Here is a 16827-nt window from a genome sequence, read left to right as displayed (position 1 = left end):
TTTGAAAAAATTACGCCTCTTATTGGTTTCTGCCTTTGTCACTGCCATCATCCCGCTGTCGGGTTTGGGACAAACTAATTCCGTCCAGATTGCTGCTTCTGTTGAGGGCACAGCTGTAAATGAAAACGCAGTCTTTGCCTGGGACAAGACGCAGGACTATGAGGCCATCACAGAACAATGCCGAAAACTAGTAAGAGCATATCCTGGTCTGGTAGAAATGGAATCAATAGGTGAGTCTGCCAGAGGAAAGCGTATATGGGTACTTACCATCTCCAATTTTAACACAGATAACGTTCACCTAAAGCCTGGTTTTCTGGTAGAGGGCAGTACTTTGCATGATCCTGAACTAGGCGCAGACCATGCCTTGTATTTGGCTTGGTACCTTTTAAAAAATCATGCTACTGACGTTAAGATTAGCAAGCTTTTAGAGCAAAAGATCATCTACATAATTCCTAGCAGCTTTCCAGATGCGCAAAGCGCGCTAAGGCCTTCATCTTTTAAGTCTTATACACCATCCTTGGATGATGACCACGATGGTAAAATGGATGAAGACGGCCCAGATGATTTAACCAATGACGGAGTCATCACCCTTATGCGCCGTACATCCAGGACTGGCAGCTTTGCGCAAGACTCTTTAAATCCCTTGAAATTGGTGGTAGCTCCTAAAACAAACGCTACAAGATATGAATGGTTAGGGTATGAGGGGTTTGACAATGATAGAGACGGGTTGGTGAATGAAGATCCAGTTGGCTACCAATCAACTGATTTGGATTGGTCCTGGCAATGGCAACCATTGTATGGTGCTACCAGCGCATCAAGCGCGTACCCGTTTTCCATTCCAGAAAACAGGGCCATAAAAGAGTTCATCAATAAGCGACCTAACATAGCGGCTGTGCAACTGCAGTACACCCAGTTAGAGGAGGACCTACTACATCTACATGCAGGGCCAGCAGCAAATAGCCTACTCGCGGCAGATTCAGATAAAACAGAGGATGGAAAGTGGGTTGATTTTATTCTCCAATCCAAAAAGCTGAATTGGCTTAAGCATGCCAAAGGTTTGCAAACTTTTCCGGTGCAAATATTCTCTAGTGAGAAGCAAGCGCTAAGTGATTCATTGCCTGGTGAAGCAAGCAATAAACTGAGCCCTAAGATTGTGGTTTATCATGCTTGGACGCCCTTTGAGCATCCTACGTTGGGCCCTTTAGAAATAGGTGGTTTGCAGGTATCCCTTAAACAGGTTTTAGAAGGTACGGCTTTAGAAAGAGACCTGGACAGATTTGCGCAAACTACCATCTTCAATGCCTTGCAATTACCTCAGTTGACCATCCAGAACATTAGCTGCAACATTTTAAAAGACGGTTTAATAGAAGTGACTGCCACCGTCCACAATTCAGGGCTAATGGCCACGCATACTCCAGAGGACATCCTGCATAAAATAGAAAGAGCAGACTATGTTACCTTAAAAGACGCCGTTGTGTTAGCAAGTTCTTGGCAGGGAAATGACCAAGCAAAGGCCGGAAGCGCTAACCTAACGCCCCATAGGATTGAAGTACCCAACATCCCCATAAATTCTTCTATTGAGATAAAGTGGATTGTGAAACCCACCAGCCCCACCATGCTTCTGGAAGTTGATAGCAGAAAAGGAGGCGTACAGCAAATTCGTTTTTAGCTTCTTTTTGTGAAAACATGCTAAAAACAGAAAGGGGGCCATGGCCCCCTTTCTGTTTTGGTACTATACATATCTTATAAGGCATCCAAATGAGCCAAAACACTTATAAAGTCTGCCTCTGAGTTCATTGCCAATTTTTGAGAAGTGATATACGCTTTGATTTTTTCTTGTTGCGCCGGCAAAGCCTCAACCAATGCCTTGCGGGTAAGCTTCGTTTTAACCATGCGGTCGTCATTTAGTAAATAGTACTGAGCCTCTTCCACCAATTCATCATAGGAATTTCCTGCACTGTATCCTCCTTTAAAATTAGCTTTTACAAATCGCTTTGTAACACTCTTCAATAGTTTGTTGTGTCCATCATGTAACACAGCAAAGAAAACATCTACCAATTGAGCGTCTAAAGAGCGGGCAGCAGTAAAGGTTCTAAATTCCACCGGATTGGTATAAGGAGGTATTTCAACCTTAAAAGAAGAAATGATATTAGCGTTTATTAAAATAGTGTCTTTGGTCTCAGAGACAACGGCTGCTAATTGATTGCCGTGTACATCATACTTTAACTTTAGGTTTTTAAATTCTTCTGTTGCACCAGAATTGTTTTTCTTAATTAATATACTTCCGGGCAACCAAGCGTCCATAAAAAAGGGAGTGCCTCGCACACCTTCATACCGGTTATCAAAAGTTTGAAACAGGCTTCCGCTGGCAGCAGCTTTAACATTATTTTGGGCAGCTAATCCAATAACAGTGTTTTGCGCAAAACAAAAATGGCCCATAAAGGCAAAGAATGCCAAGCTAAAGAAATGTTTTTTGAAAGAATAAAACATGGGTAAAGACGTTTAAATGTTGATATAAGAACTAGGATAGAGATTGAATTGATAACTTGTCGCTTACCTTTGGCGAGCGTATGAGTAAATATATTGTTTCTAACGGCAGCACCATGTACACCTCCATTAATATTTCATCAAATCTTATGTCAAGAGCCTTGTTTTTCATGGCGCTTTTAGCGGCTTCCCTTTTTACTTCCTGCAAGGCGGCTTGCCCTATTAACTCTTGCCAAACGCGTATGGTTCACCGGCACGGAGAGCAGGAATTCAGGGGGATGCCCTGGTACAAAAAACAGAACCCAAGAATAGGAGAAAAACTGGACAAACCCTCCAAGGAAGTGCAGAAAGAGATGACCAAAAAGAAGTCTAAGAAGAAACGCAAAGATTAGCTTTTCACTATCTTTTTTAGTAAATTGCAAGCTTATAAAAACAGCATTTTTTAAGCTCTATTGAAGTAAAATGGCAGAAAACGAGCGGATTATCCCTATTAACATTGAAGACGAGATGCGCGGTGCGTATATTGACTATTCAATGTCCGTTATCATTTCCAGGGCACTTCCAGATGTAAGAGACGGCCTTAAGCCTGTACACCGCCGGGTGCTCTATGGAATGTCTGAACTAGGGGTCTCCTATAACAAAGCATATAAGAAATCAGCGAGGATTGTTGGTGAGGTATTGGGTAAGTACCACCCGCATGGTGACACGTCTGTGTATGACACCATGGTGCGCATGGCCCAGCCTTGGTCTTTGCGCTATCCATTGGTAGACGGTCAAGGCAACTTCGGGTCTATTGATGGTGACTCACCTGCCGCCATGCGTTACACGGAGGCCCGCCTGAAAAGGATTGCCGATGAGCTACTCGCCGACCTGGAGAAAAACACCGTTAATTTTGTTCCCAACTTTGACGACTCCCTGAAGGAGCCGAGCGTGATGCCAGCCAAATTCCCCAACCTCTTGGTAAACGGGACGTCTGGTATTGCCGTGGGGATGGCTACCAACATGGCTCCGCATAACCTCACCGAGGTGATTAACGGCATCATGGCCTACATTGACGACCGTGACATTACCATCGCGGACCTGATGAAATACGTGACGGCCCCAGACTTCCCGACGGGTGGCATCATCTACGGGTATGACGGCGTTAAAAACGCGTTTGAGACCGGTCGTGGTCGTGTCATAGTACGCGCCAAAGCAAATTTTGAAACCACTAAGACGGGCAAGGAGCAGATTGTGGTGACGGAGATTCCGTACATGGTCAACAAGGCGTCCATGATTGAGAAGACGGCCGCGCTCATCAATGACAAAAAAATTGAAGGCATCTCTGATCTGCGCGATGAGTCTGACCGTGACGGTCTGCGCATTGTGTATGACCTTAAGAGAGACGCTATTCCAAATGTGGTCTTAAACAACCTCTTCAAGTACACGCAATTGCAATCCTCTTTTGGGGTGAATAATGTGGCCTTGGTAGGCGGAAGACCCATTACGCTTAACCTTAAGGACCTGATTGTTCACTTTGTAGAGCATCGTCATGAGGTAGTGATCAGAAGAACCGAATATGAACTGGAGGAAGCCCGCAAGCGTGCGCACATCTTAGAAGGTTTACTCATAGCCTTGGATAACCTGGATGAGGTAATCAACCTGATCAGAAGCTCCAGAGACCCAGAAATTGCCCGTGCCGGTTTGATAGAGCGTTTTGCCTTGTCAGACATTCAGGCCCGCGCCATTCTGGACATGCGTCTACAGCGTTTGACTGGTCTGGAGCGTGACAAGATCATGAAGGAATATGAGGAGATCAAAGCCCTGATTGATTACTTGACTTCAGTTCTAGCCGATGAAGGCCTACGCATGCAAATCATCAAAGACGAGCTCAATGAGATTAGAGAGCGTTACGGAGATGAGCGTCGCACGGCCATTGAAATGGTGTCTAGTGACATCTCTTTGGAGGATATGATTCCAGATGAGAACATGGTAATTACCATTTCGCATGAAGGCTATATCAAGCGTACTGCTTTAACCGAATACCGGAGCCAGAGTAGAGGCGGGGTAGGATCAAGAGGCGCGGCTACCAGCAAGCAAGATGACTTTACAGAACACTTGTTTATTGCCAGCACGCACAACTACCTGCTTATCTTCACTGAGTCTGGACGCGTGTTCTGGGTGAAGGTATACGAGGTACCAGAAGGAGGAAAGACCACCAAAGGCCGCGCCATCCAGAACCTGATCAGCATTGAGAAAGACGACAAGGTTAGAGCCGTTATCAATATTGCCGGTCTTAAGAACCCAGATTACGTTTTAAATAACTACCTGGTATTCTGCACCGAGCAAGGCACTATCAAGAAAACGCCTCTTGAGGCCTATTCAAGACCAAGAGCCACCGGTATCAACGCGATCACCATTAATGAAGGTGATAGACTGCTAGATGTGCAGCTGACCAACGGCGCCAATGACATTATCATCGCCCTGCGTTCTGGTAGAGCCGTAAGATTCCCTGAGGACAAAGTGCGCGTGATGGGCCGTACGGCGGCAGGGGTGAGGGGTATTTCCCTAGCCAACAGCGAGGATAAAGTAGTTGGTATGGTTTGTGTACACAACCTGGACACTAACTTATTAGTGGTTTCTGAAAAAGGCTATGGCAAGCGCTCTTTACTGGAAGAATACAGAATCACCAACCGTGGCGGTAAAGGTGTTAAAACCTTGAACGTAACGGAGAAAACTGGTCATCTGGTTTCTATCAAAGGAGTGGTTGACACAGATGATTTGATGATCATCAACAAGTCTGGCATCACCATTAGATTGCGCGTGGCAGATTTGAGAGTGATTGGTCGTGTGTCACAAGGCGTAAGACTCTTGAAGATTAACGAAGGAGATGAGATTTCATCTGTAGCTAAAATTGAGATTGAAGACAAGGAAGAAGCAATCCTGAACGAGTCTGAATTACCAATTGATGAAGCCCTTAACCCAGAGGATTTGACAGACCCAGAGATGCTTAGTGAAAACTAGGCCCTCTGGGAATGATAAATTGTAATAGTAGAATAGACAAGCACAAACATTAACCAAAAAACAAGAGAGATGAAAAAATTTCTTTTAACAGCTGCGGCGGTTGTTTCCCTCCAAGTTGCGAATGCGCAGACTTCCGCAGTTACTTCTGCCGTAATGTTGCACCAGAAAGGTACCCTTGACAAAGCCAAAGTTGAAATTGACAAGGCCGTGGTGCATGAAAAAACCAAGGACAATGCCAAAGCCTGGTATTACAAAGGTGTAATTTACATGGACATGGCCGGTCACCCCATCTATGGCAAGACTGTTGACCCAGCCCAGACAAGCAAGGAAGCATATGAGGCTTTTGAGAAGGTTCCTGCCTTAGAGACCAAAAAGAAGGAGTTCACCGCAGAAGCCAACAAGCGCAAGGAGATTTTGATGGGCAACATGTATGCTTATGCCTTGAACGCGGGCGTTGACAACTACAACAACAAGAAGTTTGACGAAGCCTACAAAGCGTATGTAGAAGCAGCTAGCTACAAGCCTCAAGACACTACGGCGTATCTGTACGCAGCCTACGCCGCCGCTGGTAATGAAGACTATGCGTCTGCCAAGAAGATGTATAACAAACTGGTAGACATGAAACAAGCCTCACCAGCCGTGTACAATCAGTTGCTTTACATCTCGTCAACTGTAGACAAAAACGAGAAAGAGACCATGGATATCATTGCCAAGGCAAGAGAAGCATATCCAGACAACAGAACGTTCATGTTGCAAGAGCTTGACCTGTTTTTGAAAGCAGGGAAGGAGCAGGAGTCCATGGCCAAGCTAGACGCCGCCATTGCCGCCGACCCTAACAACGCTAACTTGCTGACCGTGAAAGGAAACTTGTTAGAGCGCACCAAAAAGCCAGAAGAAGCCTTAGCCGCCTATAAAAAAGCCGCTCAGTTGGACCCTGCTAACTTTGATGCTCAGTACAACTTGGGCGTGTATTACTTCAACAAAGGCGCTAACTTAAACAACAGAGCCAACAAAATGACCTTGGCCGAGTTCCAGAAAAACGGAAAAGCGCTACAAAATGACGCCAAGAAGCAATTTGCCATTGCCTTGCCTTACTTTGAAGCTGCTTTAAAAGCTAATCCAAAGGATCGCACCACCGTTCAATCGCTCTTGAAAGTGTACACTGCTTTAGACAGACCAGCCGATGCCAAGCGCATGGATGCGTTGTTAGAGACTTTGTAATTCTAGCACATACCAAACAAAAAAGGGAGCCTAAAGCTCCCTTTTTTGTTTTTCCTGCTTTTTAAAATGCACCTAAGCCAATTGCTTACAATAGTTAGGCCCCTAATGAATCCTAACAGCTTGAATAATTGTTATACAGGACAGCAATACTAAGTCTTAGTTAACATAAGGTATACGATCATGAAAAGCATATATGTCATTTTGTTGGCCGTACTTCTAGTGGCAGGGGAAGCCTGTTCACCAGTGAAGGTATTGAATGCAGAAGCCGAGGCAGGCTTTTCATTAGCCAGGTATAAAACGTTTGACTTCTCCATAGAGGATTCCATTTTGCAAAATGCTCCACCAGAGTACAACCGTCAGATAGAGTTAGCGCAAGCCGAAGTGTTAAGACAAATGATGGCAGTGGGCTTAAGACAAGATAAAACTAATCCAGATTTACTAGTGAACTTTGGGATGGTGGTAGAAGACAAAACCCAAACCAGACAAACCAATTTCATCACAGATCCACCCAGGTATACAGGCCAAAGGCGCTATCAATGGAAGAGCAAGGAGGTACCCGTTGGAAAATACAAAGCAGGCACTTTGTCCATGCATATAATAGACCCAGCTCAAAATAAACTGCTATGGAAAGCAGAAGCAGAAACTGTCATACCCAAGAAATCAGAGGACATTCAAAGAGGCATCCTCCAAAGTATCCAAGCCTTGTTTAGAAAGCTTCATTGATGTGGCATTATTCTCATGCCTTAAGAAAACCGTTTTCGGCCTATTCTCCAGAAAGTAGGCCGAAAACGGTTTTATACTTTAGCGTTAACCTGCTAAATCTGTGAACAGCGTTTTAACTCAGAATAGTAAAGAGATGAGTAAGTTTCTAAAAACTACTTAACATAATATAAATTATAAGACTATTATCTTATCGCATTTTAAACTAATACTGAAAGCACTATAGCTTATTATATGTTAAGCAGGAATCATTATTTCAAATTTTATACAACCGCTGTATTACGTTCTTATTATTCATATCCTATTTCGTAGACCAATCTGTTTCCTGAATGCATGTATGCTAGGTAGCTCAGATGAAAAAGAAGTTAGGTTTTCATAAAAAGGCGGCAAAAATAAATATGATGATCCATCATCAAGAGTTATTTCATAGTAAGTATTTGAAACCTTTCTGACTTCCATAATCTCAGAAAATGGCACATCCTTGATAGATCTATAGTTTTTTAGTCAAACCTTATTCTCATCATAGTAAATATACCAGAGCCTTTTATTAGTAATAAAAGCTAATACCAATATGAACAACGCAAAAATTATGACTGGCAAAACGGTCGTGAATTTGTCTGTATAAAGAAAAACATAAGCGCTACAAACAATCCATAGAATGAAACCACCAAATGGAAAAATAAACTTTTGAATGACTGTTGTTTCACTAGATAATGTTACATAACCCTTTCTTAATTCCATTCAATCCCACTTTAAACAAATAAACCGTTTTCAGCCTGTTTTCTCAAAACTAAGCCAAAAACGGCTTAAGAAGAATACATAGGAGAAATTACTGATACTGGTAAAAGATACCTTGGTAAAACGGGGTCCAGATGCTGGCTTTCTGGCCCGAGGCTTTGAGGCCGTTGTTGGCCCAGGTGTTGCAGGTGTAAAAGAGATTGTAGCTGCCTTTGGCCTCGTAGAAAGCATCATTAAGACCGTAGTTGGCATTGGTCTGTATATGGATAGGCTTGCCTTTGGCGTCCAGGTCAAACCTAGTTTTGATGAATTTGATGAGACGGTTGTATTGCTGCACGCTGATTTGGATGCGTTTGCAATCCGCAGATTCTTGCATGTCTTTATAAAACGTAGCATGAATGGCCGAATTGCTTAAGCCGGTGGCGGCTTTAAACGCGGTGCTTACTTTTAGATCAGCCCAGGTAGGCGTTTCCAGATAAAAGCCTTTATCACCCCAGCCAAACGCCACCCAATTATGGGTGCTGTCCTTGCCCTTGGTATGCTGATAATTGATGAATTTGTTCCAGTCAAAAAGCTCATGTTTTACGGGCACCACCAGATCTGTATGCACGCCATTGGTGAGGATGTACATGGTCACTTCCTGCCTGGTTTGCGGCTCTTTGTCCACGCCCCATCTAGACAAAATAAAGGCCACCAAAAAATATACTAGTACAAACGCACAGATGGACAGAAACACGTAACCGGCAATCATCAAGGCAGATTTCAATTTTATTGGAACAGCGTAAACAAGTAATCTTCCTTACTACCAACGCCTCATTAAAGATTCAAAACCTTGAATATAATTTATGATCAACCTTGTCTGCAATCCCTCTGCATGCTGGCAAGATTGGCATATACCGTTGTTTAACATAAGGGCCTCCCTCCTTCTTATTCAAGATTATTAATTCAGAAGGCCGTTTTTGGTTTATTTTCTGGAAAACAGGTCAAAAACGCTGGCTGGTAAGAACCTTACCTTCCCAGAAAAACTTGGCGTAGTTCAGGCAAGAAACCGTATTTTTGTCTTCTCTCCATCCTGTTTAAGACCGTTTACCCATATAGATCAGCAGATGAAATTTGATACCGCTTCGCTTACCAGTTTATCTGTTCACCATGTGGGCAACAAAGGTCTTGAACAAAAACTTACCCTTTCTGAAAACCCTTTTGCCCCCGGCGACGGCCTGACCGAAAGATTAGAGAAGTTCTTCCTGACCAAGTTTGCCACAGCGCATGAGCGGTTCAAGTTCACGCACGCATCCTCACTTAAGTTCAATGAAGTGTACAGCTACTGTGACAACATCTTCGCAGACAAGGACAACTTTCATGAGAACTCCAGAAGCATAGCCCGGCATTTGTTTGAAAGCTCCAGTCACCCCAAGATAAAACCCGGCGAATTGTACGTTGCCCACTTCATCAACTGCGAGATTGACGAGCGCGTGGTGGAGGCCGTGGGCATCTTTAAGACTGAGGTAAAAAACGGATACTTTGACGTGCAGCGCAAAAACCGCGATTTTACCATCTCTTACCTGGAGGGCATTGACAGCAACAAGTTTGACAAAGGCTGCATCATCTTTAACACCCAGCCAGAATACGGCTACGTGGTGGCCATCATTGACAACCAGAACCGCGGCGAAGAAGCCCAATACTGGCGCCAGAATTTCTTGGGCCTCACCCAGATCAGTAATGAATTCCATCAGACCAGCCATTTCCTTAACCTCACCAAAGAGTTTATCTCTGAGCGCCTCACGGAGGAGTTTGAAGTAGAGAAAACAGATCAGATCCTACTTCTTAACAAGTCTGCCGAGTATTTCACCAAGCATGAGACTTTTGACAAAGAAGAGTTTGAGACCGAGGTCTTCGGGCAGCAGCCAGAGTTGATTGAGTCCTTCCGCAATTTTGACGGCGAGTACCGCCAGAATTATGAAGTGGAGATTGAAGACAGCTTCGGGATTTCTACGCAGGCGGTAAAGAAGCAGTCCAGGGTGTTTAAAAGCGTACTTAAGCTAGACAAGAACTTTCACGTGTACATTCACGGCAACAAGGACATGATTGTGAAAGGTGAAGACGCAGACGGCCGCAAATTCTATAAACTATATTTTGACGAGGAAGAAGTAAGCTAAGTCGTTACTGGCTTGTTTTCCAGAAAACAGGCCAAAAACGGAAGCAAGGTTCCCTCCTGTCATACCCTTGCATAAAACATAAAGGCCGCCCTTTTGCAAGGACGGCCTTTATGTTTATTACTTTAAAGTAGTTAGGCTTTCAATACTTCTGCTTGCGCAGGCAGGACAAAACCATATTCTTCATCACGTACCTCATCTTCATCTGAGCGGTTGACCAAGGTGCTGGCCGCAGACAAAGCCAAGGCAATCACCAAAGCCGGCCAGAAGCCTTTGATCTCAAAGTTGCGCACCAATTTATCAGCTATCTTGATGACAATGGCAGACACAATCACCTTGACAATAAACTCTAGCAAGAAGAAGGTGAACAGGTTGAGCACAAAAGAAAGCAACCAGCCAATCAATACGTTTAAGATACCCACCAAAATGGCAACCCAAAGGGCGGTCCAAAAGCTTTTAATGGTTACTTGCGGCAAGATGTAGGCCATGAGCAAAAGCACCCCGGCGCTTACCAATAGATCAAGAAGAAAATTCATAGTTTTATGTTTTAGGTAGAACAGGATATCAATTGGACTATATTCCAATTTGCCTCTTATACTCTATTCTACGGCATTAGGTTAAAGCGACTTTTCAAATGAGCTTACCAAAACCGTTTGCAGGTTCTTCCATTCTTCTGCGTTGCCCATGGCAAACTTCTGATTTACTTCCAGCTCCAGACCGGCGTATTCTTCTGCGGCGTGCTTTCTTCTTAACAGCGTGACAAAGCCGTCTGAGGTGCCTTTGTATGGGTAGTTGTACCGCACCTTGTAATCACTGTTTAACCGGCTTATCTCCTGCCGCCATTTAGACGCGAACAATTGCTCCCGCTCACGACTGGGATTGTAGAGCAGGCCTATGTCTGCCTTGCGTTTGTCGCCGTCCAAGACCGGCGTAAAGCTATGGACAGACAGGTGTAGCACGTGAAAGCCGCCCTGTATCCAGTCATTTATTTGCTCTTCTACCTGCTCCCGGTATGGTGCGTAGTAATGGGTCACAATTTTGCGCTTCTCCTCTTCGGGGAGCGGGTGGGTAAATTCTGAGAACAGCTTGGGATGATGGCGGGACCTGTTCAGTTCTACCAGCAACCTACTGGTGGTGCTTGAAAAGGAGGCATCAGCAGAACTTGATTGAGCAAAGGCTTTAAACAGGTCCAGTGCCCCAATGTCATACCCTCTGTGCGAGGCAAGCGCTTCCTCGGCCCCGTCAAAAGCAGCATTAAATTCTGGAGGCACGTCATTGCCGCCATGTTCACACGTAATGAGTACCTTCCTTTTGTCCTGACTCATGGAATGAAAAGTTGGTTAGTACTTAAGCAATTCGCTAAATCACGGTAAAGGGTTTTAATTTCTTCTAAGCCAGGGGTGTTACCTAAGACAGAAAGCATACGCTCTGCTAAGTTTCCCCTGGTTATGATGGTGTTGATGGCCTGAGTGGTTTCTGGATCAAAAGCATCGCTGCCTTTCACCTGGGCCCATAAGTCATTCCAAATGTCACCTACGGTTGCAGGTGTTGCAGGTAGTCCTAGTGCCTCTAGGTAAGCGGCGTCCGTCACTTCCGTTTTTCGGCCGTTTTTCAGACATTGGACAAAAACTGCGGATAGTTTAGAGGTGTCTATCTCTTGCTGTTTTGAAAAAGAGCTCGGCTCCTCTGCCACTAACTTTTTCAAGACCTCGGTGATCAACGTGACAATGGCCATGTCTGCCAGCGGGCATTCTTGGTTGTCAATAATCCTTATTTCGATGGTCCCTCTGCTGAACCGTGCAATGGCGCCTCTGGAATTAAGGAACTCTTCCTGCAGAATACCGTCTGGGTCAAAAGGGGCAATAGCTTGGAACATAGGCTGGAAAATGCGCGCGTCATAGTCTGCCTGCGTGAACACTGCCTCTGGCACCATATCTCCTGCTATTTGCGGTACCTTTTGCTGGTTCTTTCTGTAAACCTCTAACCTGGTATCTAGCAATCCAGAAACTTTCCCGTCTAGCAAGGGAGATGCCGCCGACAAGGCCGGAATTAAAGGCAGAATCAACCGGATGGCAGCGTGCAATCTTCCAAATTCATCATCACTAGCAAAAGGCAGGTTGAGGTGCGTGCTCTGCAGATTGGCCCAACCATGGCCCTGGCAGTTGAAGACCTTATTGTAGGCTTCATAAATCTCACTAGAATCATGGGGCCACAGCTTAGTTTCCGTGAAAGGGTCCATGAACGGATGCGCACCCGTTGGCAACAGCATGGCGTTCATGGGCGCTAGCAAGTCATTGATGCGTCTCACCTCGCCATGAAACTTTTGATGAAGCCCACTTAAGGATTTGGCAGGACCGTTGGTTTTCAATTCCAATACGTGCAACACCAATTCATTGGACCAGGCCATGTCTCCGCGCTCCACGTCAGAGGTGATTTCACCGGCCTCGGCTTGCAAGACCTGGTCTGTGATGGGCAATACCTGCAAGGAGTCACGGTGCACTATCATGTACTCCATCTCTACGCCATAGCCGGCAAACAAACCTATTTTCTTAGCTAGACTCATGGTTATTGTTGTTCACTATATTTTTCTGGAGTTCAATGCGGCGCTTGATGGACTTTAATATGGTGAGGTATAAATCCTTTTTCAGGATCTGATCTTCTACACCCGCGTCAATGTTAGGATTGTCATTCACCTCTATGATGTAGGCTTTGCCGTCAATTTCTTTCAAGTCAACGCCGTACAAGCCGTCCCCAATAAGGTTGGCCGCTTTCATGGCGGTGTGCAGGACAAAGAAAGGTACCTCGGCAAAAGGGACGGTTTCAAAATCGCCGGCTACGTCTTTTTTCTTTCCTTCCCAGTTATAAATCTGCCAATGGTCTTTGGCCATGAAGTATTTGCAGGCATACAGTGGTTGTTTGTCCATGATGCCAATGCGCCAGTCAAAGTCGGTGGGTTTAAATTCCTGCCCAATGATCAAGTCAGACTCATAGAGCATTTCTTTTAGCTGCTCCTGCAGTTCTTCCTCGGTTTTAACCTTGACTACGCCCTGTGAGAAAGAGCTGTCCGGTTTTTTAAGCACGCAGGGCAATCCCAGCTCTTCCACCACCTTGACGCAGTTGTCCCTATGAATGATCATGGTTTTGGGGATGTTCACCTTGGCCTTGGTCAAAAGCTCCGCCAGGTACACTTTGTTGGTACAGCGCAGAATAGACACCGGGTCATCAATCACCACCAGGCCATCTGCGTGGGCACGCCGCGCAAATCTATAAGTGTGGTGGTTCACCGAGGTGGTTTCCCTTATGAACAGGGCGTCAAACTCAGAAAGGCGGCGGTAGTCCTCTTTGGTGATGAGCTCGGTGTAAAAGCCCAAGGCCCCCGCCGCGTCAATGAAATTCTGCAGAGCCTTGTCATTAGAGGGCGGGTCTTTCTCTCCAGGGTTTACCAATATGGCCAGGTCATAGACTTTCTTGCTCACGCGCGCGCTGGAAAAACGATTGCGGGCAAAATATGCCTTAGCATACTTCATCATGTACTTTTCATGGTGCTCCGGCACCTCGTTCACCGGAATGGGCGAAATGCTTTCCAGCACCCATTCTTTGTTGTACACAAACTGCGCGCGCAACAGCGGTGCCTGAAACAGATCATGCAACTGCTTGCTCAGCTTCTCATACTGCTTGGCCACGTTCTGCCCGAAGTAGATGCTTAAGGTAAAATTCTTAGACTTGAGCTTGGCCAGACTTTTCTGAATGGTCTCATTGATCTCATCTGTGATGGCCCGCACAATGGTCTGGGACTTCATGTCCTGGATGGTAGTCACATTGGGAATGGCCCTATGGCCTCTGGCTTCGGCCAAGAGAGAGACATAATAGCCACTGCTCTGGTATTTATAGGAGCGGCACAGGTTGAACACCCGGGCACTTTTCATTTCAATATAAGTAGGGTCTGTCAGATAGCGTTGCGCGTCTATCACTTCCACCTCTTCAATGTCAATGTCCCAGTCTTTTGGGTTATTGACTACTACAAGTTTGCGCATGGATTAGGAATTAAGCTATAGGGGGATTTGAATCTTTAGGTTGTATTACCAATAGGTTGGCATCATACGTGACAATGCCCAGCATAATGGCATTGATCAAGCGTGAAATAGGCACATTGTAGTAGTTGTTTCTGAACAGCGGGTTCTCCTGGTAAGGGTCTGCCACAATCACGTGCTCCTTGTCCTGGTCGTCTACAAAACCAGCCAGTACCACAAAATGGCCCATGGGTTCACCGCGCACATCATCAAATACAGACTCATCCCGTTCATTGGTTCTCTCCCGGGCGCAGTTGTACAAGTAGGTGGCACTTAGTCCTGACAGCATGGGAATGCCCTTGGAGAAATATTGGTTTAGGAGATCTGGCGTGAGGTCTTTGTAGCGCAGTTCGCCGCCCAGGCTCAGGAACTCAATGTAGGCATGGGTGGCCAGTTGTAGCTTGGCGTCTTTCTTATATAAGAGTTGTTCCTGCAGGTTCTGGATGATTTTCTCATTGGGCATCTTAAACCAGGTGGGGTCAAACACATGCAGGTTGTAAGAATAGATATGCACTTTGTACCCACGGCGCAAGGCATGCGAGCCCAGTAATACGGCCAGCGTTCCGCCTTCTTCTAAAAAAGACACTTCTGCAATGACATCCTCCAGGGAGACGTCATCCTTAAAATACTGATAGACCGCATGGAGACTGGTAGGCCCGCAGGTGGAATCATCTGGCTGGGTTAAAATTTGTAGCTTATTTAAAAGGGATACCGGTAGCACAGAAATTGATTAATAGTTGATAGTGCCTGTTATACGTGTTTAAATAACTGGGTTGTACCCTGCGGGCAGGAAGTTTTGCGTATAAAACCGTAGAATTAATAGGGATTATGCTTACAGGCTGGCATTCTTTGCCTTATATTTGAAAGACCAGGAAATCACAAACTGATTTTTATACCGTAAAAACCAAAAGCTTTTTTCCTTGTAGTAGACAAAGTTTGTCACCGCCTGCCAATGGGTAACCAATGATTCACCAACGCCTGACATCTTGAAAAAAGAAACTACCTACCGATCCATTGTTATTGACGACGATGACCTTAGCCGTTTAATTTTGGAGCGTCATATCCAGGCTACCCCGTCCCTTGAATTGGTCAAAAGCTTTAGCTCTAGTAGAGAAGGTCTGGCTTGGCTCTTAAACAATGATGGGGTAGATATTCTTTTTCTGGACGTAGAGATGCCTGAGATGTCTGGTTTGGAACTGCTGCGCACCTTGCCCAAAAAACCGCATACAATCCTTATCACCTCTCATAAAGACTTTGCCATACAGGCCTTTGAGCTGCAGGTATCTGACTACCTTCTTAAGCCCGTTGATTTTACGCGGTTTACCCAGGCCGTGCTCAATACCACTAAAAAGTTAGAAGCGTCCAGCACCATTACGTCTGTGCAACCAGATGAGCTGTTTGTGAAAGTGGACAACAAGATCATCAAGGTGAACTTGCAAAACATAGCTTTTATTGAGGCTCGGGGAGACTATGTGGTCATTAATACAGACACCAAGAAACACATTGTCTACACCACCATGAGTGCCATTGACCAAAAGCTGCCGGTAGACCAGTTCATGCGCATTCACCGGTCGTTCATCATCAACCTCAAGCGCATTGAGTTGATAGAAGATGATTCTGTCTTCATGCAAGACAAATACATTCCCATTGGCGGCTCTTACCAAAGCAAATTCTACGGTCGCATTAACAAGCTTTAAGCCATAGCGTAATTGACTTAGCTCCCGTTTTTGGCCTGATTCTAACAAAACAGGCCAAAAACGGGAGCTTTTCTATTCAATCAGAAAACAGCTATTTACATTGAACAATTGTTCATTCATTATGAGTAAACGCGTATTACAGAAAGAAATAAGCCTTCAGAATATTTTGGATGCCGCCACAGAACTATTCTCAGAACAAGGATATGACTGTACCTCCATCAGGCAGATAGCTGAGAAAGCAGGAATTTCCTTAGGGCTGCTCTACAATTACTTTAAAAGCAAAGAAGAAGTGCTACGCGAAATTTTAACAAGAGGACGCCGGGTATATTTAGAGGTGTTTGAGACGCAGGAGAATTTGACAGGCCTTCAATTTCTGGAACATCATATCAAATCCACGTTCAAGGCCCTGGACCAGCACCAGAACTTTTGCAAACTGTATGGCAGCCTAAGGCTACAGTCTTACGTGGTGAAGACGCTGGAGCAAGAAGGACAAGCAGAAAACCAAAAGGTATTACAGTCACTCACGCATCACCTAGCCGAAGCAGGCTCCACCTCTCCTTCCGCCGAAGCCCATCTTCTGGTAGCCACTTTAGACGGAATTGCCCAGCAATATTTGCTACAGCCTAACTACCCTTTGCAGGATGTTTTAATCAGATACCTGATGCAATTGAAGAACCATTTAAAAGCAAACTAGCCTGTCAAGGCCAGACCAAATCTGACTCTAACAGGCTAGCTAAA

The 16827-nt window shown here is 45.1% G+C and carries 15 protein-coding genes; 8 read left to right on the top strand and 7 right to left on the bottom strand.

All coding sequences use genetic code 11. The features are described from left to right. Position 1 precedes the first annotated feature (1 nt). Positions 2-1669, top strand: a complete 1668-nt coding sequence (locus tag ABD880_RS02975; RefSeq protein WP_345162187.1) for a M14 family metallopeptidase — start codon at positions 2-4, stop codon at positions 1667-1669. Between the two features lie 74 nt (positions 1670-1743). Here the strand turns inward: ABD880_RS02975 and ABD880_RS02970 are convergent, their stop codons facing one another. After that, positions 1744-2490 carry a hypothetical protein gene (locus ABD880_RS02970; RefSeq protein ID WP_345162185.1) on the bottom strand — a complete coding sequence of 249 codons (747 nt, stop codon included), beginning with the start codon at positions 2488-2490 and terminating at the stop codon, positions 1744-1746. Between the two features lie 239 nt (positions 2491-2729). On the opposite strand from ABD880_RS02970, the gene ABD880_RS02965 reads away from it, so the two are divergent. The 4 genes from ABD880_RS02965 (at position 2730) to ABD880_RS02950 (ending at position 7434) form a co-directional block, all read left to right on the top strand. After that, positions 2730-2879, top strand: a complete 150-nt coding sequence (locus ABD880_RS02965) for a hypothetical protein (RefSeq protein WP_345162183.1) — start codon at positions 2730-2732, stop codon at positions 2877-2879. A 70-nt stretch (positions 2880-2949) separates the two neighbouring features. Further along, a complete protein-coding gene (gene gyrA, locus ABD880_RS02960) occupies positions 2950-5490 on the top strand; it encodes a DNA gyrase subunit A (RefSeq protein ID WP_345162181.1) in 2541 nt (846 codons plus the stop codon). Between the two features lie 69 nt (positions 5491-5559). Further along, positions 5560-6711 (top strand): tetratricopeptide repeat protein, encoded by a 1152-nt coding sequence (locus tag ABD880_RS02955; protein WP_345162179.1) that lies wholly within the window; start codon positions 5560-5562, stop codon positions 6709-6711. A gap of 180 nt (positions 6712-6891) precedes the next feature. Next, a complete protein-coding gene (locus ABD880_RS02950) occupies positions 6892-7434 on the top strand; it encodes a DUF4136 domain-containing protein (protein ID WP_345162177.1) in 543 nt (180 codons plus the stop codon). Positions 7435-8260: 826 nt separating this feature from the next. On the opposite strand, the gene ABD880_RS02945 is transcribed toward ABD880_RS02950, so the two are convergent. Next, positions 8261-8935 (bottom strand): TIGR02117 family protein, encoded by a 675-nt coding sequence (locus ABD880_RS02945; protein ID WP_345162176.1) that lies wholly within the window; start codon positions 8933-8935, stop codon positions 8261-8263. A gap of 340 nt (positions 8936-9275) precedes the next feature. On the opposite strand from ABD880_RS02945, the gene ABD880_RS02940 reads away from it, so the two are divergent. Beyond that, positions 9276-10325 carry a nucleoid-associated protein gene (locus ABD880_RS02940; protein ID WP_345162174.1) on the top strand — a complete coding sequence of 350 codons (1050 nt, stop codon included), beginning with the start codon at positions 9276-9278 and terminating at the stop codon, positions 10323-10325. 131 nt (positions 10326-10456) lie between these two features. On the opposite strand, the gene ABD880_RS02935 is transcribed toward ABD880_RS02940, so the two are convergent. The 5 genes from ABD880_RS02935 to ABD880_RS02915 all read right to left on the bottom strand — a co-directional run bounded on the left by ABD880_RS02935 (position 10457) and on the right by ABD880_RS02915 (position 15113). Beyond that, positions 10457-10858: a phage holin family protein gene (locus ABD880_RS02935; RefSeq protein ID WP_345162172.1), complete on the bottom strand. Its 402-nt coding sequence runs from the start codon at positions 10856-10858 to the stop codon at positions 10457-10459. An 81-nt stretch (positions 10859-10939) separates the two neighbouring features. Further along, complete coding sequence (locus ABD880_RS02930; RefSeq protein ID WP_345162171.1) at positions 10940-11647, bottom strand: N-formylglutamate amidohydrolase; 708 nt, start codon at positions 11645-11647, stop codon at positions 10940-10942. Further along, complete coding sequence (locus ABD880_RS02925) at positions 11644-12885, bottom strand: carboxylate-amine ligase (RefSeq protein ID WP_345162169.1); 1242 nt, start codon at positions 12883-12885, stop codon at positions 11644-11646. The genes ABD880_RS02930 and ABD880_RS02925 overlap by 4 nt, the downstream gene beginning before the upstream one ends. Further along, on the bottom strand, positions 12872-14356 hold the full coding sequence (locus ABD880_RS02920) for a RimK family protein (RefSeq protein WP_345162167.1): 1485 nt from the start codon (positions 14354-14356) through the stop codon (positions 12872-12874). Before ABD880_RS02920 ends, ABD880_RS02925 begins: the two co-directional genes overlap by 14 nt. Positions 14357-14366: 10 nt before the next feature. Continuing rightward, the gene (locus tag ABD880_RS02915) at positions 14367-15113 is read right to left on the bottom strand and encodes a peptidase-C39 like family protein (protein WP_345162166.1); all 747 of its coding nucleotides are present in this window, start codon (positions 15111-15113) and stop codon (positions 14367-14369) included. 265 nt (positions 15114-15378) lie between these two features. Here ABD880_RS02915 and ABD880_RS02910 point away from each other — a divergent pair, with 265 nt between their 5' ends. Both ABD880_RS02910 and ABD880_RS02905 read left to right on the top strand, forming a co-directional pair. Continuing rightward, on the top strand, positions 15379-16089 hold the full coding sequence (locus tag ABD880_RS02910) for a LytR/AlgR family response regulator transcription factor (protein WP_345162164.1): 711 nt from the start codon (positions 15379-15381) through the stop codon (positions 16087-16089). A gap of 121 nt (positions 16090-16210) precedes the next feature. Then, positions 16211-16783 (top strand): TetR/AcrR family transcriptional regulator, encoded by a 573-nt coding sequence (locus tag ABD880_RS02905; RefSeq protein WP_345162162.1) that lies wholly within the window; start codon positions 16211-16213, stop codon positions 16781-16783. The last annotated feature ends 44 nt before the right edge of the window (positions 16784-16827 follow it).

The organism is Nibribacter koreensis, assembly GCF_039541795.1.
In the GTDB taxonomy this organism is placed as follows: domain Bacteria; phylum Bacteroidota; class Bacteroidia; order Cytophagales; family Hymenobacteraceae; genus Nibribacter; species Nibribacter koreensis.
The sequence above is the reverse complement of the archived record's forward strand: the minus strand, read 5'-3'. Positions and strand labels throughout refer to the sequence as shown.